Annotated in this window: 19 protein-coding genes and 2 tRNA genes; 9 read left to right on the top strand and 12 right to left on the bottom strand. The window is 42.8% G+C overall.

Annotation, left to right across the window (positions count from 1 at the left end; translation table 11 throughout):
• The first annotated feature begins 158 nt into the window (after positions 1 to 158).
• Positions 159 to 1,643: a hypothetical protein gene (locus D8S85_RS06885; protein WP_228423144.1), complete on the top strand. Its 1,485-nt coding sequence runs from the start codon at positions 159 to 161 to the stop codon at positions 1,641 to 1,643.
• A 126-nt stretch (positions 1,644 to 1,769) separates the two neighbouring features.
• The gene (locus D8S85_RS06880) at positions 1,770 to 3,149 is read left to right on the top strand and encodes an MATE family efflux transporter (RefSeq protein WP_106480066.1); all 1,380 of its coding nucleotides are present in this window, start codon (positions 1,770 to 1,772) and stop codon (positions 3,147 to 3,149) included.
• Here the strand turns inward: D8S85_RS06880 and D8S85_RS06875 are convergent.
• Positions 3,120 to 3,698 (bottom strand): Crp/Fnr family transcriptional regulator, encoded by a 579-nt coding sequence (locus D8S85_RS06875; RefSeq protein WP_106480065.1) that lies wholly within the window; start codon positions 3,696 to 3,698, stop codon positions 3,120 to 3,122. The genes D8S85_RS06880 and D8S85_RS06875 overlap by 30 nt on opposite strands.
• Positions 3,699 to 3,769: 71 nt before the next feature.
• Between D8S85_RS06875 and D8S85_RS06870 the strand changes: the two genes are divergently transcribed.
• The 5 genes from D8S85_RS06870 to D8S85_RS06850 all read left to right on the top strand — a co-directional run bounded on the left by D8S85_RS06870 (position 3,770) and on the right by D8S85_RS06850 (position 13,294).
• Entirely contained in the window at positions 3,770 to 6,697 is a 2,928-nt protein-coding gene (locus D8S85_RS06870; RefSeq protein ID WP_240648899.1) for a transglutaminase-like domain-containing protein, read from the top strand.
• A gap of 42 nt (positions 6,698 to 6,739) precedes the next feature.
• On the top strand, positions 6,740 to 8,950 hold the full coding sequence (locus D8S85_RS06865; RefSeq protein WP_106480063.1) for a beta-N-acetylglucosaminidase: 2,211 nt from the start codon (positions 6,740 to 6,742) through the stop codon (positions 8,948 to 8,950).
• A gap of 408 nt (positions 8,951 to 9,358) precedes the next feature.
• A complete protein-coding gene (locus D8S85_RS06860) occupies positions 9,359 to 10,516 on the top strand; it encodes an MFS transporter (protein ID WP_106480062.1) in 1,158 nt (385 codons plus the stop codon).
• A gap of 55 nt (positions 10,517 to 10,571) precedes the next feature.
• Positions 10,572 to 11,666, top strand: a complete 1,095-nt coding sequence (locus D8S85_RS06855; RefSeq protein WP_127074906.1) for an ROK family protein — start codon at positions 10,572 to 10,574, stop codon at positions 11,664 to 11,666.
• A 122-nt stretch (positions 11,667 to 11,788) separates the two neighbouring features.
• Entirely contained in the window at positions 11,789 to 13,294 is a 1,506-nt protein-coding gene (locus D8S85_RS06850) for a glutamine synthetase family protein (RefSeq protein ID WP_106480060.1), read from the top strand.
• 55 nt (positions 13,295 to 13,349) lie between these two features.
• Here the strand turns inward: D8S85_RS06850 and D8S85_RS06845 are convergent, their stop codons facing one another.
• On the bottom strand, positions 13,350 to 14,033 hold the full coding sequence (locus tag D8S85_RS06845; RefSeq protein ID WP_106480059.1) for a hypothetical protein: 684 nt from the start codon (positions 14,031 to 14,033) through the stop codon (positions 13,350 to 13,352).
• 58 nt (positions 14,034 to 14,091) lie between these two features.
• Positions 14,092 to 15,876 carry a MutS-related protein gene (locus D8S85_RS06840; protein WP_127074905.1) on the bottom strand — a complete coding sequence of 595 codons (1,785 nt, stop codon included), beginning with the start codon at positions 15,874 to 15,876 and terminating at the stop codon, positions 14,092 to 14,094.
• 166 nt (positions 15,877 to 16,042) lie between these two features.
• On the opposite strand from D8S85_RS06840, the gene D8S85_RS06835 reads away from it, so the two are divergent.
• Positions 16,043 to 16,116, top strand: a tRNA-Asp gene (locus D8S85_RS06835).
• Positions 16,117 to 16,135: 19 nt separating this feature from the next.
• A tRNA-Asp gene (locus tag D8S85_RS06830) sits at positions 16,136 to 16,209 on the top strand.
• Positions 16,210 to 16,292: 83 nt separating this feature from the next.
• Here the strand turns inward: D8S85_RS06830 and D8S85_RS06825 are convergent.
• The 9 genes from D8S85_RS06825 to D8S85_RS06785 all read right to left on the bottom strand — a co-directional run bounded on the left by D8S85_RS06825 (position 16,293) and on the right by D8S85_RS06785 (position 25,787).
• Positions 16,293 to 17,180 (bottom strand): hypothetical protein, encoded by an 888-nt coding sequence (locus tag D8S85_RS06825; RefSeq protein ID WP_106480057.1) that lies wholly within the window; start codon positions 17,178 to 17,180, stop codon positions 16,293 to 16,295.
• A 58-nt stretch (positions 17,181 to 17,238) separates the two neighbouring features.
• Complete coding sequence (locus D8S85_RS06820; RefSeq protein WP_106480056.1) at positions 17,239 to 17,652, bottom strand: molecular chaperone DnaJ; 414 nt, start codon at positions 17,650 to 17,652, stop codon at positions 17,239 to 17,241.
• 12 nt (positions 17,653 to 17,664) lie between these two features.
• The gene (locus tag D8S85_RS06815; protein ID WP_106480055.1) at positions 17,665 to 18,054 is read right to left on the bottom strand and encodes a hypothetical protein; all 390 of its coding nucleotides are present in this window, start codon (positions 18,052 to 18,054) and stop codon (positions 17,665 to 17,667) included.
• 22 nt (positions 18,055 to 18,076) lie between these two features.
• Complete coding sequence (locus D8S85_RS06810) at positions 18,077 to 19,573, bottom strand: hypothetical protein (protein ID WP_127074904.1); 1,497 nt, start codon at positions 19,571 to 19,573, stop codon at positions 18,077 to 18,079.
• 90 nt (positions 19,574 to 19,663) lie between these two features.
• A complete protein-coding gene (locus D8S85_RS06805) occupies positions 19,664 to 19,855 on the bottom strand; it encodes a hypothetical protein (RefSeq protein ID WP_106480053.1) in 192 nt (63 codons plus the stop codon).
• Positions 19,856 to 19,872: 17 nt separating this feature from the next.
• Positions 19,873 to 20,490 (bottom strand): hypothetical protein, encoded by a 618-nt coding sequence (locus tag D8S85_RS06800; protein WP_106480052.1) that lies wholly within the window; start codon positions 20,488 to 20,490, stop codon positions 19,873 to 19,875.
• A gap of 212 nt (positions 20,491 to 20,702) precedes the next feature.
• Complete coding sequence (locus D8S85_RS06795) at positions 20,703 to 21,848, bottom strand: hypothetical protein (protein WP_106480051.1); 1,146 nt, start codon at positions 21,846 to 21,848, stop codon at positions 20,703 to 20,705.
• A gap of 446 nt (positions 21,849 to 22,294) precedes the next feature.
• Positions 22,295 to 24,022, bottom strand: a complete 1,728-nt coding sequence (locus D8S85_RS06790) for an ABC transporter ATP-binding protein (protein WP_106480050.1) — start codon at positions 24,020 to 24,022, stop codon at positions 22,295 to 22,297.
• Positions 24,015 to 25,787 (bottom strand): ABC transporter ATP-binding protein, encoded by a 1,773-nt coding sequence (locus tag D8S85_RS06785; protein ID WP_106480049.1) that lies wholly within the window; start codon positions 25,785 to 25,787, stop codon positions 24,015 to 24,017. Before D8S85_RS06785 ends, D8S85_RS06790 begins: the two co-directional genes overlap by 8 nt.
• Between the last annotated feature and the right edge of the window lie 137 nt (positions 25,788 to 25,924).

The following is a 25,924-nucleotide window of genomic DNA, read 5'->3' as shown; positions in this document are numbered from 1 at the left end:
AGGAGTGTCATTCAAAATTGAAGGTGAATTTGGTAAATATTTTAGTCAAATATAGATTTTAACGTAATTTTAACCTGTTTCATGAAGTATAAAATTTGATTGATGCTTATATTTGAAAACTAAATTTAGTTTGTGTTTTATATATTATTTATTACGAGATGAAACAGATTTACCGATTATCAATTTTGTTGTGTTTGATGATTTCGGTGATACCGTTGTGCGCGCAAAAAAAGAAAGCGCATGGTAATGCCCGAAACGAGTATGTAGTGTTGGCGTCTAAGGATGTGCAGCAGGATGTTGCTTGGATGCAAGTCGTTAATGCGTTAAAAGAGAAACATGGTGCGGAAATCTTTTTTTACGAAAAGGCACCGCGTGAAAATTTGGCCGATCTTCAACGGGTGAAACCCCGTTACGTGGCGATCGTGGAAAAACCGGAAAATTTGAACCGGGATTACGTGATTGACTTGAATAAAATGAGTCGAGAGGTCGATGAGGATATTTTTGCAGATTTTCTTTGGGGAATCATCACCGGGTATGATGCGAGTGGGGCAATGAAAATGGTGAATAATAGCACAGAGCCATTGGTGATCAAAAATGCTGTAGCTACGATTACTGAGTTGAAGAGTGCCAAATGGTTTGATCGTTACGCGTGGGTTGATGATCAGACTTTGGGCTTGTGGGGAGAGAAAACCGGAAAAGGGGAAGCGGTAAAAACCGACAAGGTATCAGTAGATGGACGGTTAAAAAAACTTTCTGATTTGTATGCGGCGTGTGATCCGGATTTGGTTGTAACTGCTTGGCATGCTACGGAAAAAGATTTGCAGGTTCGTTATTCTACGGGAGATATCCGGGCAAAAGACGGGAAATTGTATTTTAACGATCATAAAACAAAGGCAACTTGGGATGTGCCGGAAAGCGGAAAGCGGAAAGTGTACTTTGCCGTGGGTAACTGCTTGATTGGAAACGTGAACAACACGAAAGAAAGTATGGCTATTGCTTGGATGAATGGTGGTAACGCCACCGTAATGGTCGGTTACGTGGTGACCACTTGGCACGGACGTAACGGTTGGGGTGGTTTGAAATATTGGGTGACTAATCCGGGACGTTATTCATTGGCGGAGGCTATTTACATGAATCAACAGGATTTCTTGTATCAACAATATCAGTGGTATCCTTCTTTGATTAAAGAAAATTATCCTACTTTTGATGGAAATGAATTCCAACTTGCCGGACAGAAAGTGGCAGAAGCGATAAAGGGACAACCCACGGCAGATCAAGTTGGTTTCTGGCATGATCGGGATGTGCTGGCTTATTACGGTGACCCGAAATGGAACGTACGTTTACAAGAAATTCCAGAAGAGACGGATTTTACCGTAACCTCCAAGGTAAAGGGTAAAAAGTGTATTATCACGATTAAAACAAAAGAGAATTTTAGTTTGGAACGTATGAAAGGGGATAAGTTCAAACAGGAACATGTGTTGGACTTACCGTTTAATTACTTTTTTCCTGAACGTTTGAATAATCCTCGTTTGGCTGCCGGACAAGATTGGAAAGCTGTTGTAGATGAAAACTTTTTGATTATTTATAATCCGGAATTCAAGCCTAACATGACATATGAGGTTGTGTTGGATATAGATAAATAGTATTATACCTATTTAGGGGGCTATGTAAAAGGTGTGTTTCGGCACGCCTTTTTTTATTTTTTTGATATAGATCAAGTCTTTCAATAGTTGTCTGTATTATTTTTGCACGATTTTTTATGAAAGCATATGAAACCGACAAAGACGTTACGCAGACAACTATTGCAATTGACCGGACCGATATTCGTGGAGACGTTGCTGATCATGTTACTGGGGGCAATGGATACATTTATGCTGAGTCACTATTCGGATGATACGGTGGCGGCTGTTGGGGTGGTAAATCAATTATTAAACTTGGTATTTCTTGTGTTCGGGGTGTCTACCGTTGGAACTTCCGTGTTGTGTTCCCAGTATTTAGGGGCATCGCAACAAGCAAATGTGCGGCAGGTAATAGGGGTATCATTGGTTTTTAATACCTTGATCGGGGGTATCACGAGTGCTTTCCTGTATTTTCGTGCTGAAGCCTTGTTGAAGATGATGGATTTGGCCCCGGAATTGATCAGCGAAGGGTTGGCTTACATGCAAATTGTGGGTGGTTTTGCTTTCTTGCAAGCGATTGCGCTAACCATGTCTGCTGTATTGCGAAGTCACGACAAAGCGTACTATCCCATGCGGGTGACGCTGTTGATGAACGTGTTGAATATTATCGGAAACTATGCCTTGATTTTTGGTAAATTCGGGTTGCCGCAAATGGGTGTCGTGGGAGCGGCAATTTCAACTTCTTCCTGCCGTATGGTAGCATTGGTATTGTTATTCTACATCACGTTTGGAAAAGTCGTTCCTCGTTTTTCTTTTTCGTGTCTGAAGCCCTTCCCGTGGGATAAATTGAAAAATCTATTGCATATAGGTCTTCCGGCTGCCGGAGAACAGGTGTCGTATAGCTTGTCACAAGTGGTGATTACTTATTTTACGGTCATGTTGGGTACGGCAGCTTTGACGGCACGTACTTACGCGATGAACATTATCTTATTTTCGTATGTATTTTCAGTGGCACTCGGACAGGGGGCAGCAATCTTGATCGGGCATTTGGTTGGGGGTGAACGTACGGATGCAGCTTTTGTGTTGCAGAAATATTGTCTGCGACTTTCAATCGTGGTTTCTATTTGTGTGGCGATTGTCACGGCGGCTTGCAGCAAATTTATTTTCGGCATGTTGACTTCCAACCCGGAGATCGTCTATATGGGAATAATAATTCTTTGTATCGATGTCGTGTTAGAAGTGGGACGTGCGGTCAATATCTTATCGGTGAACGTGTTGAATGCCGTGGGGGATGTCTCTTATCCTTTTGTCACGGGGTTGATTGTCATGTGGGGAGTGGCTACGGCATTAAGTTACGTGTTCGGAATCTTTTTCGGTTGGGGGCTTGCCGGAATGTGGGTAGCTTTCACGTTGGACGAGAATATCCGGGCGATCATTTTCGTGCGTCGATGGAACAGTCGAAAATGGGAAGGTAAAGCGTTTACCCGGGTGGAAAAATTGTTAAAGCAAACCAGCTCGCACTCGGCTTAATGTTTCGGGGGTCATGCCAAGCCGGGAGGCAATGTGGATGAGGGGAGCCCGTTTCACCACTTCCGGGTGTTCCGTGGCCAGCCGGTGATAGCGTTCCCGGGCAGTCTCGAAACGGCAGGCATCAGCCTTTTGTTGTGATTCGATTAAGGAATTTTCCAGCATTTTGCAGTACATGTGTTCCACCTCGTGGTTCCTCCTCATAAGGTTTTGAAGTGGATCATGCGGGAAAGAGTAAATAACAGAAGGTTCGAGAGCTTCGATCATCAGATAACTTGGGGTTTGCCGGAAATAGCTTTCCAGCGAAACGAAAATCCCTTTTTCATACGAGAAGTGTTCCGTGAGATCCCGTCCGTTTTTATTGTAAAACAGACGAATCATCCCTTGGGCGACCATGCTGTAATACTTGCATATTTCGCCTTCCCGGAGAAAAAGATCTCCTTTAGCCAGAGTGAAACGTACGAGAATATTAGCTAGTTGCTCGTGGGTTTCCGGGCTGAATGGGGCTGTTTGTGCCTCGAATTGTCGAATGATTTCTTCCTTCGTATCCATGGTGCAAAAATAATGAAATATTTTATGAACTAATATCGGGGGAATGCATGGTAAAAAAGTATATATTTGAGATGATTTATAATAACGCTAAAATTAAATATATGGGGCTTTTTGATAAACTTAGAGGCGAGTTTATAGACATTATTGAATTTCTGGATAATACTCAGGATACAATCGTGTATCGTTTTGAGAGGTATGGTAACGAAATAAAAAATAATGCAAAACTTATTGTTCGTGCAGGACAAATCTTTTTACTACTGACCATATCCTTGCTATACGCGTGCGAGGAAAAGCATTTTATAACCGATGCTACTTATCGGAAGATGGTAGAAGAGGATTTTCAGAAGAAACAGGAAATCTTTGGAAAAACTCCCGGGGATCTGTTTGCCATATTTGATTCCTCTATGACCGTCAAGGAACGGGAAGCATTGATGTTTCTTTATGCTTATTCGCCTTTGATTGATATCTCTTTTTCGGGAGGAGAGTTTTTCTTGAAAAATGTACGTTTGTCTTTTCGAGCTCAAGAAGAAATGCCTTGGGGAAAGGCTGTACCCGAAGAAATATTCCGGCATTTTGTGCTTCCGGTGAGAGGGGGAAAGGAGAACCTGGACTCGGCTCGGGTCGTTTTTTACGAGGAATTGAAGGAGCGGGTGGCTGCTTGTGGGTCTATGGAAAAGGCGGCCTTGGAAGTCAACCACTGGTGCCATGAGCATGTGATATACAAACCGACGAATGCCCGGACCTCCTCTCCTTTAGCCACGAAACAGCGGGCTTACGGGAGATGCGGTGAAGAATCCGTCTTTACCTTGGCAGCCTTGCGAGCCGTGGGTATCCCCGCACGTCAAATATACACGCCTCGTTGGGCGCATTGTGATGACAACCATGCTTGGATAGAAGTTTGGATTGATGGGGAGTGGAAATACCTCGGGGCTTGCGAACCGGAACCCCGTTTAAATATCGCGTGGTTCACGCTGCCCGTGCAACGTGCGTTGTACGTGGAAGCAGAGGTGTTCGGGAAATATGCCGGGGGGAAAAAATACCTTTACGAGAACGGCAATTTTAAAATCTGGGGAAAGGATGGTGGCGAGGGTGAGGAGATTGTTTCCGTGGGAGATAACAGTACGATCGTGAACGTGACTTCTCATTACACGGATTCGGGGCAGAAAAGAGTAATGCAAACGGGAATACTCCATTTGGAAGTAAACGCGAGGGAAGTGAGAAATAGGAAAACGGTCGTGCAAATACTGGACGAAAAAAAACAACCCGTTGAGCATGCAAAAGTAGAATACAAGATATTTAACTATGGGGAATTTTATCCCGTGGTAACTCTCTACTCCGACGAACAGGGAGAAACCGTTTTGACGCTGGCACAAGGCGATTTGTTAGTTTGGGCCACGAAAGGCGAACAATTTGGGTTTGCCCGATTCCCCGTTTCCCGGCAGGATACCCTTGTGATTACCTTGGATAAAAAGACGGGTGACGCCTTTTCGGGGCAATTCAGCTTGGTGCCTCCCGAACAAAGAGATATCAAGGCTTTGACAACCGCTGAGGAAAGAGCCGTGAATGATCGTCGATTTGTTCACGAAGACTCTTTGCGAAATGCCTATATTGCCACCTTCATGACGACAAAGCGGGCGCGTGAAATTGCCGATGAATTGAAAATAGATACAGCTCGTTTTACTCGATACGTGAAAATGGCACGTGGAAATGATTCGGAGATCGAAAAATTATTCCGGCAGGCTCCGGATAAGGAATTAGCCATGCGGTTGTTGGATGTCGTGACGGAAAAAGATTTGCAGGATACTCCGGCTGACGTTTGGCTGGCACATCTGGTACAACAGGGGGATGGTATTGATAACGAGATGTTTCAAAAATATGTTTTAAACCCTAGAATACAGAATGAATTGATCACGGCTTACCGGGAACCGATCAAGGCGGCATTCGGGAGCGAGAGTCTCGAGGGAATGAAGTCGAGCGATCTGGTTGAGAGAATCATGCATAGGGTAGGAGAATATCGGGTGACGGCTTACCCGGTGAAAGTACCCACTCCCCCCGTTGGCGTCTTACGGGCAGGGATAACCGATGCGCTGTCTCGGGATATATTTTTTGTGGCTGTTTGCCGGACCTATTTTATCCCCGCTCGTTTGAGCCCTATTTCGGGTAAGCCGGAATATTATATCGCGGGGGATTGGCACACGGCTGATTTCTCGACTGAAAAATTTGTTCCAAGGGGTAAATTGATGTTACATTACGCGGGTAAACCCGTGAGAGATCCGAAATATTTCTTGAATTTTACAATCGGGAAAATGGAGAACGGACGAGTGCGTACAATTGATTTGGGAAGTAATGCCGACGTGGACATGGGCGTGGGGGCCTCCTACGAAACGATATTTGCACGTCCGGTGGAGTTGGAAGAAGGGAACTATATCCTTTCTACCGGTAACCGCCGCGGCGATGGGGCGGTTATGGCAACGTTGACCTCTTTCAAGATTGAGGCGGACCGACAGACGGATTTGGATATGTATATTCAGCCTTGCGAGGAGAACACGAAAGTGCTGGGAAAAGTCTCTTTACCTTTATCTTACGTGTCGGAAATAACCGGGAAGTCGGAGAATATAAATATTCCGGGGAAAGGGTACACGGCTATCGCTTTGGTGGAAGCCGATAAAGAGCCCACGAATCATTTGTTACGCGATATGAGTGGAATGAAGGATGATTTTGACCGGTTGGGAATACCGCTGTATTTTGTGTTCCGTGATCCGGAGAACCGGAAGAAATTCAATCAAGCCGATTTTCGTCCTTTCCCTTCAGTCATCATGTGGGGAACCGATCAAGGCGGGAAACTGCACCAGCAGTTGAGTCGTGATTTGCAACTGCAAAACGCGGAAAATTTGCCTTTGGTTGTTTTGTTGAACGCGGAAGGTGACGTGGTTTTCATCTCACAAGGTTACCGGGTCGGTTTGGGTACGCAGATCATGAACGTGATGAATCGAAAATGATGGTATAAAAAAGAAAAAGAGAAACCCGAATAAACGTTTAGTATGAGAAAATTATTGTTATATATCGTCTGTTTCTTCGCGTTACAGGTGAAAATCATGGCTCAAGATATCCAGGTACAACCAACCCCTCGGCAAATAACCGTGAAGGGAGAAAATATGGCAACTCCCGTTACTTTCCGTCTGGAAGGAGAACGAGAAGCTAATCCGCGGGCGGTTAAATTACTGAAAACATTCTTGGGGGATCGCCTTTCATCGAAAGGACTGCCTTTGTACCTGGGAGAAAAGGGCGATAGGGCCGTGCAATCCCGGAAACGTCAGATTCCGGAGCAACCGGAAGGTTATTATTTGGAAATAAACCCCAAAGGGATCACGCTTGCGGGCAATGACGAGCGGGGAACGTACTATGCCGTGCGTACCTTCATGCAGTTGTTTCGAGATAATCATTTGCCTCAAGTTGAAATCCGGGATTATCCCGACGTTCGTTTCCGGGGCGTGGTCGAGGGATTTTATGGTACTCCTTGGAGCCATGAGGCCCGTTTGCGGCAACTGCGTTTTTACGGGGAGAATAAACTGAACACGTATATTTACGGGCCGAAAGACGATCCTTATCATAGTTCTCCCAACTGGCGAAAACCTTATCCGGCCAAGGACGCAGCCCGTATCGCGGAGTTGGTGAAGGTGGCAAACGAGAACGAGGTGGATTTCGTGTGGGCCATTCATCCGGGATTAGACATCCGTTGGGAAACTTCCGACCGTGACTCCCTGATGGCTAAATTTGAGCACATGTACGACTTGGGCGTGCGTTCTTTTGCTGTCTTTTTTGACGATATTTCCGGCGAGGGGGCAAAAGCCGACCGACAGGTGGAATTGTTGAATTACGTGGATGACCATTTCGTGCGGGTAAAGCCCGATGTAACGCCCTTAATCGTGTGTCCTACCGAGTATAATAAAGACTGGGCACGACCGGAAAGCGGGTATCTAGCCACGATCGGTACAAAATTGAACCCGTCCGTGGAAGTGATGTGGACGGGAGATCGAGTGATTTCCGAGATCACCAGGGAAGGAGTGGAATGGATTCGGGAACAGATCAAACGTCCCTCTTACATTTGGTGGAATTTCCCCGTGTCGGATTACGTGAGGGATCATGTATTGTTGGGCGAAGTGTATGGTAACGGGAAAGATATAGCCGGAAGTATTTCCGGTTTCGTGGCTAATCCCATGGAATGGGCGGAAGCATCCAAATTAGCCATATATTGCGTGGCGGATTATACGTGGAATATGCAATCGTACGATCGTTCTCGCTCATGGCACCGGGCAATTCGGGCCATCATGCCGGAAAACGCGGAGGCTTTTACCGTTTTCGCACGTCATAATTCAGATTTGGGGGAGAACGTGCATCGTTTCCGTCGGGAGGAATCCGTGGAGATTCTGCCTGTGGCAGAGCGTTTCATGAAGGGATATCAAGAAGGCCGTTATGACGAGCGGGATTTTCTTGCTTTGCAGGAAGAGTTCGAGCGTGTAGCCGAGGCCGCTGATTTGTTGCTGGTTGATAACGAGAACGAGGCATTGATTGAAGAAATAACTCCGTGGTTACATCAGTTCAAAATATTGGGGGACGCGGGACGAGAGGCGTTGGTCATGTTGAAAGCCGAGGAACGTGGAGATCGTGAACTTTTCCTGCGGAAATATAATCATGTAAAAGCCCTGCGTAAAAGAAGTTACGAGCTGGAAAGGCAGTTTAATCAAAATCCTTATCAACCGGGAGTGAAGACCGGGACGACGGTACTTCAACCCTTGGTGTTGGGTATTTTCACGGAGGCCACAGAACGATTTAATCGTAAAAATGGGATGGATTTGCCTTTACTGGCTGATTATTTGCCCTGCAAGCTGACCACGAATGTGCCGCAATTGGAACACCTCCCCTTACAGGTATATCCCAATCGGGTTCACTTGACACCTTTGCTGGAAGTCGTGAAATGGCCCGCCGGGGGATATCTGCAACTGGAGTTGGATGATCTCTACCGGATTCCTGGTACCCGTATGAATTTTGACGTGAAAGGGGATCTTTCTTGGGGTGTCATGGAAGTGTCTGTCGATGGCGAGAATTGGCAGGTGGTGACACTGACCCGTGATGCTCGTGGTCGGTTGAACGGCAAATGGGAGGATACTCCCGTGAAATTTGTCCGTTTCACGAACTCGGGAAAGGATGAACAGCAGGTATATTTGCGGGAATTCTACGTGGTATTCAGTTAATTTCGTGTTCGTTTTGTTTATCGTTTGGTCTTTTTGTCGACAAAGATATGCATTTTAACTGTTGTATGGCAGTTCGATGGCATATAAGGCAGAGATCGGGACACATGAGAGCGCCGCGGGGGTTATCGGTAGGTATCAAATACGTTTCATCGATCGGCTTTAACTCGGCCGTGTCTCGTTTGTGACTGGTCTGTGTGGATCTTTTTCCCGCCGATCTCGCCCTTAACTCGGATAGGTCTGGAATTTTATTCCGAAAAATCCGTTATGATAGCCGTTTTGTGGATAATATTCGGTGTGTATTTTAATGTTTCTAAACAGAAATAAGGTGACAATTTGTTAGAGAGTTTAAATGAAATTGTTTACATTCGTTACTCTTTTAATGTTCTTGTTCGTGTTAAATTGTATATTATGAAAGAAAGTTCTACAAGTGTTAAGGCTTTATTGCCTGTATTGTTCGGTTTTTTTATCATGGGATTCTGTGACGTGGTGGGGATTGCCACCAGTTACGTGAAGGTTGATTTCGAGTTAAGCGAAACGGTTGCCGGATTCCTGCCTTCGATGGTATTTCTATGGTTTTTGTTATTGGCCGTTCCGGCAGCGATTTTCATGAACCGTATCGGTCGGAAAAAAACGGTATTGATGAGTATGCTGGTGACGATTGTGGGAATGATTATTCCTTTTGTTGATTATAACCTGTACACGTGTCTGATGGCTTTTGCCTTGTTGGGAATCGGTAATACCATATTGCAGGTGTCATTGAACCCGTTGCTGACGAACGTGGTGAAGGGAAACGTGTTGGCAAGTTCATTGACGGCAGGACAGGTGTTGAAAGCCGTTTCTTCTTTTTGTGGCCCGTATATCGCGGCATTTGCAGCAACCGAATTGGGGAATTGGCAATATTTGTTCCCGATTTTTGCGTTGTTGACCTTGATTTCAATGGGTTGGTTGATGTTTGCGCGTATTCATGAAGAAGCCCCTGAACAATCGACGTCTTCGTGGAGTGCAACGTTCGGGTTGTTGAAGGATAGGACAATATTGTTGCTTTTCTTGGGAATCGTGTTTGTCGTGGGAGTTGATGTTGGGATTAACACGGTGGCACCGAAATTGTTAATCGAGCGTTGCAGTTTTAATGTTACGGAAGCGGGAGGCGGATCGAGTGTTTATTTTGCATTCCGCACGATCGGTGCTTTCGTGGGTACATTCTTGTTGACGCGGGTTTCGGGTAACAAGTATTTCCGGGTGAACATTCTGGTCGCTATTGCTGCCATGATCGTGTTATTTTTCATGTCGGGACAATACTCTATTTTAGCATTGATCGCGTTGATCGGTTTCACGTGTTCCAGTATATTCTCGTTGATATTTTCCATGGCTATTCAAGCCCGTCCCGAGAAAGCTAACGAGATTTCCGGATTGATGGTAACAGGTATTTTCGGTGGTGCGGTAATCCCGCCATTGATGGGCTATTGTACCGATTTGATAGGCACGCAGGCAGGTTCACTTGCCGTGATCCTCGGTTGTATGTGTTATTTGTTGTATTGTTCGGTAGGAATTAAAACCCGGAAATGATTTTAGTTTTTATCCTTTATCTTTTAGTTTTTATCTTTTAACTTTTATCTTAATTATGTATCAGTTTGATAAAAGAATAGTGATGACCTTGGATGCCGGAGGAACGAATTTCGTGTTCTCGGCCATCCGGTCTAATGAAGAAATTGTGGAGCCGATCACGTTGCCTTCCAATGGAGATAATTTGGAAAAATGCCTGGAAACGATGGTTACGGGGTTTTCTGCCATTAAATTGAAGTTACCGGAAGAACCCGTGGCAATCAGTTTCGCGTTTCCCGGTCCATCGGATTACGTGAACGGGATTATCGGGGACTTGAAGAACTTGCCGGCTTTTCAGGGAGGTGTGGCATTGGGTGCTTTTTTGAAAAACAAATTTAATATTCCGGTGTTTATTAATAATGACGGGGATCTGTTTGCTTACGGGGAGGCATTGGCAGGTGCCTTACCGGAGGTGAATCGTATGTTGCGTGACGCGGGAAAAAATAAGGTGTATAAGAATTTGATCGGGATTACTCTAGGTACCGGATTCGGTGGCGGTGTGGTTCGTGACGGGGAACTTTTCTTGGGTGATAACGGTGCTGCAGCCGAAGTGTGGGTGTTGCGGGATAAACGCCAACCGATTTACGGGGTTGAGGAGGGTATTTCGATCCGGGCGATCAAAAGAGAATATGCCTCTTTGTCTGGAGATACGCGAAAGTTGACCCCGAAAGATATTTTTGAGATTGCAGAAGGGAATTTGGAGGGGAATCCGACGGCCGCCAGAGAAGCTTTTGATCGTGCGGGAGAGGTGTTGGGAGAGGCTATTGCCTCGATGAATGCCGTGGTAGATGGCATCGTGGTGATTGGTGGGGGAATTATTGCTGCCCGTAAATATTTGATGCCGGCCGTGATGCGCGAACTGAACGGAACCTTGGAAATGTACGAGGGGGCTCCGGCAGACAGGATGGAAATGAAAGCTTTTTTCTTGGATGATCCGGGAGATTGTGCGGCTTTTTTGACTCCTACTTCTAGGCGTATTGTTGTACCCGGAACAACGGAAACAGTCGAGTATGATCCCGTGAAACGCATGGGTGTGATCACAACGAAGTTAGGAACAAGCAGGGCTATCGCTTTCGGTGCTTACGCTTTTGCTTTGAACGAGTTGGATAAATAGAAAAAGTTTAAAGTTTGAGATGGGTGATTTGTGAAAAGGAATCTGAAATTAGCCAAGGGATTGTAATTTATTTTTTTTACTTTTAAACGCTAAAAATTAGTAGACCTATTAAATAAAAAAATATGAATTCAAAATATGCATTGAATCCTCATGCTTTAGTTCGTTTCTTAGAGAAAGATGCTAAAGATTTTACTAAGGAAGACATCATTCGTTACGTGACGGAGAATGGGATTGAGATGATCAATTTTAGATATCCCGGAGCGGACGGACGATTAAAAACATTGAATTTTATTATCAATAGTCTCGAGCATCTGGATAATATCTTGACGAGTGGTGAGCGGGTGGATGGTTCCAGTCTATTCCCGTATATTGAAGCGGGTTCAAGTGACTTGTATGTATTGCCCCGGTATCGCACGGCTTTCCTGAATCCATTCAGCGAGATTCCGGCGGTAGATATCCTTTGTAGTTTTTACACGAAGGACGGGAAACCGTTGGAGTTGTCACCGGAGTACACGATGCGGAAGGCTCATGAGGCTCTAAAGCGAGTGACGGGAATGGAGTACGAGGTCATGGGAGAATTGGAGTATTACGTGGTGAGTGAAAAAGAGGATTTGTTCCTGGCTTCTGATCAAAAAGGGTATCATGAATCTACTCCGTTTAATAAAGGACGGGATTTGCGCACGTTGGCAATGAAGTATATTGCCGGAACCGGAGGATTGATTAAATACGGGCATTCCGAGGTGGGTAATTTCACGAAAGGAGATTTGATGTACGAACAGAACGAGATCGAATTCCTGCCCACGAAGATGGAAGATGCTGCCGACCAGTTAATCATTGCCAAGTGGATTTTGAGAACATTGGCTTACCAGTTTGGCGTAGATTTGACATTTGCCCCGAAAATCACGGTTGGTAAAGCCGGGAGTGGATTGCATATCCATACCCGTTTGAAAAAGGGGGATAAGAATATGATGATCGAGAATGGCAAGCTAACGGATCACGCGCTCAAAGCCATTGCCGGATATTTGGATTTGGCACCCTCGTTAACGGCTTTCGGAAACACGAACCCGACCTCCTATTTCCGTCTGGTACCTCATCAAGAGGCTCCCACGAATATTTGCTGGGGTGATCGTAATCGTTCGGTTTTGGTACGCGTGCCGTTGGGATGGACGAGTGGCGCGAGTGATATGTTACGCGATGCGAACCCCTTGGAAAAAGTGGAAGATCGGGATTTTAGCGGTAAGCAGACGGTGGAATTCCGTTGTCCGGATGGCTCGGCCGATGTGTACCTGTTGATTGCCGGATTGGCGGTTGCCGCACGTCATGGGTTTGAAATGGAGAATGCCTTGCAATACGCGAAAGACCGTTATGTCGATGTTAACATATTTGATGAGGCGAACAAGAAAGTCGCTGATCGCTTGAGTCATTTACCGTCGTCTTGTTATGATTCCGCGTTATGTCTGGAAAAACAACGTGCAAATTTCGAAAAGTACGGGGTGTTTGCTCCCGGCTTGATTGATGGTTTAATTGCCGCTTTGAAGAAGTTTGATGATAAAACGTTACGTCAGGATTTAGGAAATGATGAGGCGAAGATCATGGAACTCGTACATAAATACTTCTATTGCGGATAAAAAGACAAAGGAAAATGGGTTATTCGATTTTACAAGGTGTGAATAGCCCATTTTTTTATTCTTGTTTATAATAAATTCTTTTGCTAAGCTTAAAGGTTAGCTGTGTCCCATCGTCATTGATAAAGGCCTCGTTGGTGAAACTCGTGAGAATATTATTGGAGAATTGGATTTCATTTTCGTTTAAGAGGAACCATTTCCCGGTAGCATCACGGGAGGAATTTGCACCAAGATTATAAATACGGAACGTGTAGGTGTAGTCGGGATGTAGTGAGAACGTGAATCGTTCCGTTGGTTTGATATTGTTGGGAACATAGGTTATGTATTCTCCCGTGAGTTGTGGTGCACGAGTGTTTGTTCCGGGGTGTAGACTGATGATTTGGGTAATGGTAAGGTGGTTCGGGGAGGTATGTTCAACTTCATTCACCGGAGAGAGATGTCCGAGTAGTTGAACACTGACGTGCTTGCCGTCAGGCAGTTTTAATGCTAAATATTGTTTTTCCAGTTCGCTTGCTATTTCCCCGTTGTTAATGATGAGAGTGGTCCCCGTGGCTCGATCCTTCAAAGTCGCTTTGTTCGCTTGGAACAGGTATTCTCCGGCAAAGTAATAATTGTTGGTAACAGTAGGTGTTGCGGCAAACGTGCTGTCCGATAAATTTGCGGTCTTATTTTGGTTTTTGTCCTTACATTCCTGGAAAAGCGTGATGGATAAAACTAACGTGATTAGAATGGTTGTTTTCATATCTTCCTGTTTTACCGTGTTAAACGGAAAAGAGAGAGGAAGGTTCGGATAATCATTCTTACACGAGTTTCATTTTTTCAAGCAGGATGGAGGCATTCATGTTCTGACTGATACCGGGTTTCAGTTTATAGTCGTAGGCAATGTCGTCATCCGTGTGCGTGATTTCGAAACATCGGTTGAAGAAATTGTCCGGCAGCGTGTTGGCGAGTTCTCCCAGTTCGAGGTCATGCGTGGCAACAAGTCCGGCAACAGGTAGCGTGAGTAATTTTTGAAGGAAACGACGGGAACCGTTTAATTTGTCCCGGGAGTTCGTGCCTTTCAGTATTTCGTCCAAAATGATAAACAGGCGTTCTTCCTGTTGTGCCATGTGAACAAGTTGTTGCAGGCGGAGCAATTCGGCATGGAAATAAGAGGTTCCTTTGGCTAAATTGTCAACGGTGCGCATGCTGGTAAAGAGGGCCATGGGTTGGAATTCAAAACTTTCAGCCCGAACAACAGCCCCGCAACAGGCAAGTACGAGATTTACCCCGATTGCACGCAGAAAGGTGGATTTTCCGGCCATGTTCGCTCCCGTGATAATATGGAATTCGTGTAACCGGGCGACCTCAAAATCATTGGTTACGCATTCATTAGCAGGTAGGAGGGGATGCCCGATTGATGTACCTCGTAAAAGCAGGTTGTCACCGGGAGTGGGATGGATGAAATCGGGGTGGTTATACTTGTAGTTGGCCAAGCTGACCAGCACGTCGAGTTCACCCGTGATTTCCACCCAGATCGGGATGGCATTGGCGTAATGACGTTTCCAGGTTACAAGACGCTGAATGAGGTGTAATTCCCGCATGAAAAGCCCGTTCATGAACATGGCAACCACCACGTTGGAGCGTTGGTCGAAACTTTCCTGTATTTTATGCAGGGAACGTAGGGCCTCGTCCGCGTTGTATGTTTCGTTGAACAGTTGTTGATGTAATGTTTGTAATTTGACGGAGAAACAGGTAAACGAGGAAAAGTGTCCGATCAGTTCGTGCAGGTTGCTGAATGAACGGGTGAATTCATCCAGTCGCATGTGCGTCCGCAATGTTTTTTGAGCCGGTAGGTAGCTACAAAAAAGAGACACGCAGGAGAGGAATAACGGGATGTTCAATGTGAGTACGGAGGCAATGTATAATATCCAAGCCGAGACCGTCAATGCCGGCAGTATATACAGGAAGGGGAGAGTCCAGCGAGGTAGCCCGACTTGTTCTTGTTGCCATTGTTCGATTTGTTGCATGTCCACATGGGTCATGCGCTGGCTGTTGCCCTTAGCCCGGAAAACGTGACACCATTCCGGATGGCGGGCAAATTCTTCAACGGCTTGTTGGCGTTCAAGGATGGTTTGTTTGCATTTTAGCGGGTGGAGCAACCATTCCCGTAACTTTTCTTTCCCGTGAGGGGTAACCGTGCGGTTGACGGATTGGAAAAGGGAATCTTCCCCGAATATATCAAGATCGTGAGCGTAAGGGTGGGTCGGGTCTTTGTATTCTTCACCTGTCGGGAGATTTTTAAAGTTTCCTGCAAGATACTCTAACTCTACACGGGAACATTCTTCAAGTTTATGTAGGAATTGTATCTTTTTTAATAACTTGGTTTCGAATATATTCGTGATGACGAATAGTATAATAGCTGCAATAAAAGCTACGAGATAAGGCGTGAATCCCGTGTTCGCGAAAGTATATATGAAATATATGGCTAACAAGAACAAGGTCACTTTCGCGAGCGTGATTCCATTTCGTTGTTGCTTGTGTTTTTTCAGGAGTATGATAAGGTGTGCTATTTGTGTTTGATAGTATTCTTTTGGTTGTTGCATGATATGGCTATTATTTATTGCAAATATAGTTTTTTAATCTTGATTTATTGAAATGATGGGAAAAATGGTTTGTCATGAATTTTTTTGCGTAAAAATCATTGTAGAATTAAAAACAAAGGCTATATTTGCACCCGCAATCGGAAACAACAGAGGTTGTTTTAAATTTGGTTCGGTAGTTCAGCTGGTTAGAATACATGCCTGTCACGCATGGGGTCGCGGGTTCGAGTCCCGTCCGAACCGCTTTTTTTGAAAATATTTTGGTCTGGTAGTTCAGCTGGTTAGAATACATGCCTGTCACGCATGGGGTCGCGGGTTCGAGTCCCGTCCAGACCGCAAAAGTAAATCCCAAAGAATTGAAAATTAGTTCTTTGGGATTTTTCTTTGTGTAATTCGCACCACAAGTGTGATTTTGGGGCTCACGGTTCTGGTTCTTCTATAGTATAGGACAGGAAAAGATCAGTTATTTCGGACCACACATTGTCAACCTCTTTGAGTTTGATAATTGAACGGGCTGCATTTTTAAGAATTTTGTATTTATAGATACAGTTCCTCCACCAACAAAGAAGAACACCTTCTTTCGGTGCGATTAAAAGTCGTATTGCTTGGTCTAATTTTTCTTTCGAGATGGATTTTAATTGAATTTTTCGGGAAGTTTCCCGTATATCATAGATTCGAAATCCACAAGTACCCCAATAAGGAGAGAAGATAATCAATTCGTCTTTCCCGTCCACATCTATGTCGATGAAACAAAAAGTAAGATGCGTAGAATTTCCGTAGTCTATATATTCTTTGGCGGAATCAAAATGCAAGTTGTAGGCCTTGAGGCAAAGACTGTCTCGCGATTCTTTCAAGAGTTTAAAGGAGTGGGGGGTAATGATGTTTCCGCCGGGAACTCCCTCATAATCCATGCTGTCGATCGTGTGTGCTTTGTTTTTCGTGCATATCTCTGCATGTCTGTAACCATCTCCTCCGACAAAGAATTTTTTGTTCCCTTTTTCAAAACATAAGACATACGCATTACAGCAATCATCGTTTAGTGCATGTATTTCCTTGACCATGTAACCGTTTATGGGTTGCGTGTATTTTTTGAAATACAGGGTGTCTTGTTTCGAGAAACCGGGGAAATCTATGACCTTATATTTAAACATGTCTGCAAAGCATTCGAATCCGGGAGGAAGATATTTGAATCCGGTTATAAATTCCGGTTGCTTTTCCAGTGTTCCGTGGATGTGGTTGTCTCTCTCGGCGTGAAGAAAGAGACAACACAATGATAGGTACAAAAATGTTGTGATGATTCGTTTCATTGCTTATCAGTTCTAAGATGGGATATAGATTTTATCTATTGTTTCATAGGACTATGTCTTAAAAGTTTATATTCAATTCATGTTTTGCTTGTTCTTTCAACTCAAGCAATCTTTTCATGTTATGCTTGTTTTTCGTGATTTCTTGAAAGAACATTTCTGCCGTTCTGCTTTTCTCCGGGTTCATCGGGAAACGGTCCGGATGGCATTTGACTTTCAACTCATCATAAAGTTCCTCTGCATGAAAAGCACTGCTGATGGTGTTGTTGAAATCTATTTCATGATTCATGCTTTCGTTTTTGAAGCGTTGCAGCCTTTCATTCTTGGGCAAACTCTTTTTGCTTAAAACAAGAATAAGCAAAATAACAAATTCCGCTATCGCTATCCACATCCACCAATCAACTCTGCCGTCTGATACGTTATTCTGTGTATGTTGCGCCATTATATTCAAAGAATCTTGTATTGTTGTATCCATAAACCTAATAATTTATTCAGGAAGTAAAATAAAGTCTTTCAATTGCCATTTGCAGCCATAAGTCCCTTTGTCTCCATGCACTTCAAGTGTGTCCCAACCTAATATCACCAACTTCCGCACAAGGGTTTCGTCAGATAGAATCACCTTGCCGATGGTTATAATTTCTGCCCTTGTCAAGACTCTTCCCGTAAATACTTGTATCCGAAAACCGCTGTTTAACCAGCTTGAAAACTGATGCTTAAAAGCACTGTCACCTTTTGACATACTCGCTTTCAAAAGGCTGGGCGCAATCCCATTAATAAAAGCATGACGTGCCGACTCATTAAAACTTCTGATGAGTTTCGCCCGCTCACTCCGATCTTTAAACCAAGTAATGATGTTGTTCCAAGTATTTGCAAACATGATGTTTTTATTTTAAGTTTAATTATGGTATTCTTCTAAAGTTGTACGGCCAATAATTATTGGAATTGAATGTATTTGAAGGTTTAAACACATTGTTTTTTGGGGAGGGAATAGGGTAAGTTGTTTTATATAGACCGCCATTTACGTTTATACTTCCAACAAAAATTTTTTGAAGTAATAAATCTTCTGGAGAAGCTTCTTCTCTATCTAAGATATCCCTATATCCGTATACAGATGGACTCCCTTTTAACTTTGTTACTACAACTATTTGATAACTGCCATTAGGAATTGTAAGACTGAAACTTTTTCCTGCTTTAACGATGATTTCTGCAGATACTTTTCCACTATAGCATACACTTAAATCGTAGTACATATTATTAATGAACACAATGGTTGATGAAGTTATATCATATTTATTTATAGAATAGAGTTTTGCTATTGAAGCATATTCTCCTTTTTGCAAAAAATCCTTTACATATAAATCTACACATTTTTTCTTTAATATTGGTGTATATTTTTTTTCCTCGAAATCAAGAGAATGCAATAATGACATACATTCGCTATGTGAAGCAACTTTATGTATTTTGTCCATCATCAGTTCATCTTTTAATTGACTTCTTTGTTTTTGCGCTTCACCTATTAAATAAGGTGGCTTTAATTGTATGAATTCATCCCAACAATCAATAGTGTTAATACTTAAACATTTTGCAAACATTTGCTCACATAAATCTTTTAATTTCAAACTTGCTTGTTTGTATTGTTCTGAGAATTTTCCTGCATCTTTAAAATTAGTTATGAATACTTTCAATGCAGGTATGCCACCTTCAATTGCAGTATTTAAAAAACTGTTACAAATTTCGTCTGTATCATATTTGCTGTTAGGATATTTATGTATAAAATCCACTAATGTACGTTCGGAATATATATCTTTAAATTCCATTTTTTCTTTTATCACATTGTCTAGATAGCAGAATAGTGGTATCCCTATTATGATTGAAATGATAATGGCTAAGGGTATTTTAATGTCTTTGGATGTAAGTGAATCATCTTGGGGTGTATTAACTTGTTCCGTATTCGTGTCTGTAGATTTTGTTAAAGTTTCACTATCTTGCAAATCCATCTCAAACACCTCGCATTCGTAAATCTGCAAATTCCTCTTTATAAGGTTTTGAAATGAGTGTAGCAATTCTTCAGAATAAAGATAAACAAATGGAGCGTGCTCTTTTTGTAATCGATATTTGACATATTCAGTCAAAGTGTTTGTTGGAAAGATATCTCCTCGATTTTCCTCCAATGCTTCAATTTCACAAATTGCATCTTTAGCAGTATATCCTTGTTTTAAATATAGATAATAGGAGGTCACTATATTAAAAATCGTCCCTTCTGGAAACCCCCATATTAATAATTCCGGACAGTTTTTCAATTCAGAGAAGGAAAGATCCCCCGGCTGGGGAGTATATTTCATTCTTTCGGTTATCGTCTCTCGAATTATTTCTGTACGTTGGTGTAATGTCAACATATTATCTAGGTTTAATGTTGAATACTATTTTTTATTTGTAATAGTCAAGACTTGTGCTGACAGTTGTTCTTACTATCGGACAAAAAACTATCAGATGTCTCTTACAACATGGGCTGCAACTCGTTTTGCTACAGAAATCTCTGTTTTAATTTTTTCTTCAGTTTTATCATGCACTTTTTTCAAAATTTCTTCATCTGTTGAATAGAAATCATTTGCTTTTAATTGCTGATAGTATTGTTTAAATGTGGAGTAGAATGAATTTACCGAACATACATGTAACATGTTTCATATCTTTTTAATTATATTTTATTTTGATTATAATACTCTTCAATCTCTTTAACTGCTACTTTTATATCCTTTTGTTTTGCCCAACAAGCGTATTTATATTGATCTAAGATAAAATCAAAATTGCTTTTTACTGGTGATTTTATCCAATCGTCAGAAGAGAAATTCAATCCCGCTTTTATTTGTTTCTTTGTGGCAAGTAAATCTTGTAATGAAACATTATATTTCCTAGCGAAGAGAAGTTCGTTAAAACCTCCAATATTTATCAACGCCCATTTAAAATATTCTTCATCCTTAGACTTCACCTCTTCAGCATTCATTCCCTTATATTTACCAAAGGTCAAGTTGTTATTTTTATCAAGACAATTCCATTTTAGTTCATCAATGTTTTCTATAAGATTTTCAATGAGTTCCCAATTTCCACAACCACAGCATTCAATGATTTCTTCATTGGTATTACCATTCTCTGGTTTCCCATCAGTTAATCTATATCCATAGGCTTCTCCATAATATCCTTTGGGTTTTACTTTTGTTACCATATACGAAAGATGATACCATCCATTCCTTCTTACAATGAAAGGTGTTCCCTTTCCTAAGAATCGCCAAATATCAAAAATATTTTCACTATTCATTAATGTTTAAATATTTCGTTATTTTTCCACCTTTTGCTTTTATACCACTTCTTGCTTAGAGGTGGTATAAAAACTGAAATTTTACATATGCGTAAAGTTATAAAATAATTTTTAATTAAATCTAAGATTGACTGTTTATATCAGCAGACAAAGATAGCGTATAACAGTTTTCATCTATATTTTTTGCAAGACTTGCAAAAGTTTAATAATATCTATATATTAGGTATTCCTTTTATCAGAGCCGATATTATATCCATGTTTTGTCTTGTAATTCGCTGATCATTAGATATATTTTTTAATGCATCGGGAATTTCGACCAATGAACGAGAAAGGGAGATGCGTTTAGGTTCATTGATTTCTCCGAAAACATAATAGTTTTTTGCAATATCATCCGACAAATCTTGTAAAAAGGCTCGCTTGATACGTGAACATTTCTCGTAGATAGAATTGTCGGACGGGTCAGCCAAACGTCTAATGCTTTCGGCCATATCATCTAAATTGCTCCGTCCTGACACCAATCTATAGATTTCTGTCAATTCACAATGATAATACGATAAACTATTCAGGGAAATACCCCAAGGATTACACAGAAAAAGGAAATATACCGTCTTGGACAAAGGATTCATTTTTATTTCCATATTCCGATAATCGGGAAGGAATATCCTGTAATCATCGGTAATATGCAAACGACTCAGTTGTGGCAACAGCATGGGGGCAATTGTCTCGGAGAGCAAATGGAATAATCCCTTCTCTTTCAAATAACGTATTCTCTCATCAATTTCAGAAACAATGCGTGCAATATCTTCATTAAAATGTAGTTCCGGATCCTTGGATGGGGTATCATCCATATCAGGCCATCTATCATCGGTAAGAACCGTACTATATTTACGATTATCCCAAATTTTAGATAATGACGCATGCTCTATTAAAAATGCTTTCATTGTAAAACCTTTCACCATCAACGGTGTAAGCGTCATTGTATTTCCATTACCTGTCCGAGTAAGTAGCATCCCTCCTTGGCAATCCGTAGAAATATTCAATTCTGCAAATAATTTGGTAGTAACGATCGGCGTTATATTCTGACTTGTGACTGTTTCATCAATAACCGCAAGAGGCTTGAAATAGGGTAACAAATCCGTCATCTCCAGTAAAAGGGCTGGAAGATACACAAAAGTTTTACCTGCATCTGCATATATTTTTTCAATAGTAGGCAAGTTTTTCTGAATAACTCTATTCAGATTTGGAGAAAAAACAGTCTCAAGATATACTACAAGAGAAGTTGGAAAATCAAGATTTCTAGCATATCGATCATAATCAAAACTAAATGATTTTGATTCAATTATTTTCTTCAATTCCATAGCCAACCATTTGTCAAATTAACTTTACAAAGATAAACATTTTATCTCCCAAATTATATTTGACAATAGCTCTCAAGTCGCCTTGGAAAAGAAGGGAAAACAAAAGTTACTAAAATAGATGTTTGTAAAAAGACTGCAAAAGGAGGTGGGAAAGATTGAATCTATGGTGGATACACCTGTACATTTTCCAAGTACCACATGTTTTACAATTCCGGAATAAAGCATGAGCAGAATCGTTATGCAAATTTACTTCCGTATTATTACTCAAATCTTACCCAAATAAAGTAGTAAACAAACCCCAATAATCCCACTTACCCAGAGATCATTTGAAGTCCACCCGAAGCTCAACCGTTCCGGAACGGTTGAGCAACGTATGCGCGTTGGTTGAGCAACGAATAAGGGGGATTATTTCCCTAGTATTTCAGTAGGATTTCCCTAGGTTTTTATTATAAGTTAATCGGGTGGAGTAATTTTGCAAATATTCCTTTTTGCTTTTTCAAATATTCTGCCGATCCACTTTCCACTACCTGACCGTCTTTCAGTACGATTATGTTATCGGCATTGACCACGGTACGCATCCGGTGGGCGATAATCAGTACTGTTTTATCCCGTACGAGTTCGGATATCCCGGCTTGAATCTTGGTTTCGTTTTCCACGTCGAGGGAGGCGGTGGCCTCGTCAAGCAGGATGATCGGGGCATCTTTCAGCAGGGTGCGGGCGATCGAGATACGCTGGCGTTCTCCACCGGATAGAGTTTCTCCATTTTCTCCGATAATGGTTTGATAGCCTTTAGGCATCTTGCAGACGAATTCATCACATTGGGCAAGCCGTGCGGCACGTAGTACTTCCTCATCACTGGCATCCCGTTTCCCTATACGAATGTTGTCCATGATGGAGGTGTTGAAAAGAACCACGTCTTGGAACACAACGGAGTAGTTTTTCAACAAGGTTTCCGGATCGATTCGACTGATATCCTGTCCACCTAAGGTTATTTTTCCCGATTGTATGTCCCAAAAACGGGCAGCCAGTTTGGCAGCGGTGCTTTTACCGCTACCGGATGGGCCTACCAGAGCCGTCTTTTCTCCTTGTTTTGCCGTGAAAGAAACTTTATTTAAGATGGGTTTACCTTGCTCATACGAGAAGTCAACTTCTCGGAATTCGATATTGAAATTTTCAGGTTTAAAGTTCGTGTCTCCTTGTTGGATGGGGAGTGCTTCCATTTCATTCATCCGGTTGATACGGACATCCAGATAGAACAAGGCAGCGAGATTGTTCATGACTTCATTTAACGGGTTGTAAATCCGTGAACCGATCACCATGAATATCAAGTAAGTGAACAGGTCGATACTACCGTTTGCCAGCATGTCGGCCCCCACGATGATCACGCTTGCCAGCCCGAGTTTCAGGATACTTTGAGAACCGTTTACCAAGATGCCGAGGGTTAATTCGTTGCGAGTCAATATCTTTTCGTAGGAATCGATTCTCGTGTCCAGTTTTTCCAGGTAATCACGTTCTTGGTTGTAGGACTTAATCTCTTGAATCGTGTCCAGCCCTTCCTGTATATGTTCGGTTACGGCTCGTTTTTTCAGATAATTGGTTTTGTTACTTTTGAAAATTGCATTTTTCGAGATGAGGATAATGGCTATAGCCAATGGGACCACCCAGAATAGGGAGAGGGTTAGTTGCCAGTTGTAGAAAGCCATTCCGATAGCAATCAGTAACAGGCTGATGAGCGAGGCAAACAGTTGGGGGACGGTATGAGAGAACGTGTGTTCCAAATCCGTGCAGTCGTCCATGATCGTGGCGGTTAAGTCGGAAAGGTTTTTCTCCCCGAAAAATGCCAAAGGTAGTTTACGCAGTTTTTCAGCCAAGGAGATCCGTCGGTTGGCGCTTTCATCGTAGACAGTGGTGTAGGTGGCACGATACTGTAAAACGGCGATGATGTACATGACGATCATGAAGAAAATTCCTAGAAGGCTGTAATAGAGAATGTCGTGTGTTACGGATGCCGATGGAGTAAATACCGGACGGAGATAGTCTTCGAGAAACAAGAATACGAAAACGGCTGGCAACATCAGCGCGATGTCAAGCAGAACGGTGAAAAATGTTCCTTTGCAGAAGTCTTTCGCTCCTTGTGTCGAAAGGGCAAAACGTTTTTTTATAGTGTTAAGCATGGGTGACCTCCTTTCCTATGGTCCAGCGAACGGATTGCAGGTATTCGTTCCACATGTGATTGTAAATTCCTTGTTGTTGGATTAATTTGGCATGTGTTCCTTGTTCTGCTACTTTTCCTTTATCTATGACCAGAATATTGTCGGCATCGGTTATGCTCGACAAGCGGTGAGCGATCATCAGCACGGTTTTTCCTTTGGTCAATTCTTTCAGGGCTTGTTGTATCAAGTGTTCGTTTTCCGGGTCGGCAAAAGCGGTAGCCTCGTCGAGTACGATGATGGGAGCATTTTTCAAGAAGGCTCGGGCTAGTACGATACGTTGTTGTTCTCCTCCGGAAAGGTATGTCCCTTCCGAGCCAATTTTCGTGTTTAGTCCCAGGGGAAGTTTATCGATGATTTCCCGACATTGGGCCATGTCCACGGCTTTCTCGATTTCGGGTAGTGTGGCAGTGGGGTTGCCGTATTTAATGTTTTCGAGTAAGGTCGTTTTGAATAATTTCGTGTTTTGGAATACAAATGATATATTTCGCATCAATTCGTTCGGGGCGATATCTTTCACGTTGATGTTACCTATCATCACTTCTCCTTCCGTGGTTTCCCAAAAGCGGGGGACGAGTCGGGCCAAGGTGGTTTTGCCTCCACCTGATGCTCCGACGAGGGCCACTCTTTTTCCTTGGGGAATCTTGAAACTGATCCCGTCTATCGCTTTTTGTGTCGTTCCCGGATAGCGGAATGATACCCGATTAAATTGAATACTGAAGTCTTTTAATGGTTTAGGGGAGGGCGGGACGGGGAGACTTTCGTAAGAAACTAGGTTTTCGAGACGTCCGATGGCCTCACTAGCCTGTCCTAGGGCTTGGTTTAAATACATGCTTTTCATGATGCTTTGCGAGAAGACGGGAGTAATGAGAACGAATAGGAAAAAGTTAAGCAGTACCGGTGTCGGGTTTCCCGCGTGTCCGATCAATAGGATGGCCAACGGGGCTAGAAAGAACACGAAACCATTGATAATGACGGTGTAGAATGACATGGGTTTTTCCCACATTCGGGTGTAGCCGAATACCATCTTATTATAGTTTTGAATGCTTTTGTGGAAGTTTTTGAACGAGTAGATGGTTTGCTGGAAAACTTTTACCACGGGAATTCCTCTCACGTATTCCACGGCTTCCGTGTTCATTTCTTCAAGGGCAGTCATGTAGTTTTGCATGAATTGCCGCCCTTTTGTACCCATCATGAATCCCATCACGGCCATGGATATGATGACGGGAAGTATGCAGGCAAGGCCGAGTTGCCAGTCGAATGAAAAGATGAGTATGGCCGCAACGAGAGGGACGAGGAACGTGGCAGCCAGATCGGGCATCTGGTGGGCTAGAAAACTGTGGGTGATTCCCGCGTTGTCATCAATAATTTTGCGGATGCGTCCGCTGGTGTTGCTATCGAAAAAACCGAGAGGCATGTGTACGATTTTATGCATGGCTTCGCGACGCAGGTTGGATTCGACACGGAACGCAGCCAGATGCGAGGCCATCAGGGCTGCAAAGTAAAGAATCACGCTACCCACGGCCAGACCAACAGCCCACCACGCGTAAGTTGTCGTGTTGTCGGATACGATAGTTTCACCAGGGACGAGTAATTCTCTTACGATAAACCAGATCAGTATATACGGCAACATCCCTGTCAGTGCACTAAGGGCAGATAATGTCATGGATACGGGTAAAAGTGCTTTTCGATTACCCATGTATTGCTGAAGTTTTTTTAATGTATTCATGATATCTTTTCGTTTTTTCCTTCGTCATGTGGTAATATGAATTTTGTTTTAAGCAAAATTACAACTCCGGGAAGAACGGAACAATCCCTAAAAATAGTGAATCCGTAATTGGAAATCCCTGATTTATAGTAAATATG

The sequence above is a fragment of the Butyricimonas faecalis genome (genome assembly GCF_003991565.1).
GTDB lineage: Bacteria > Bacteroidota > Bacteroidia > Bacteroidales > Marinifilaceae > Butyricimonas > Butyricimonas faecalis.
Note: the sequence above shows the minus strand (reverse complement) of the source record. Positions and strands in the feature narration are given on the sequence as shown.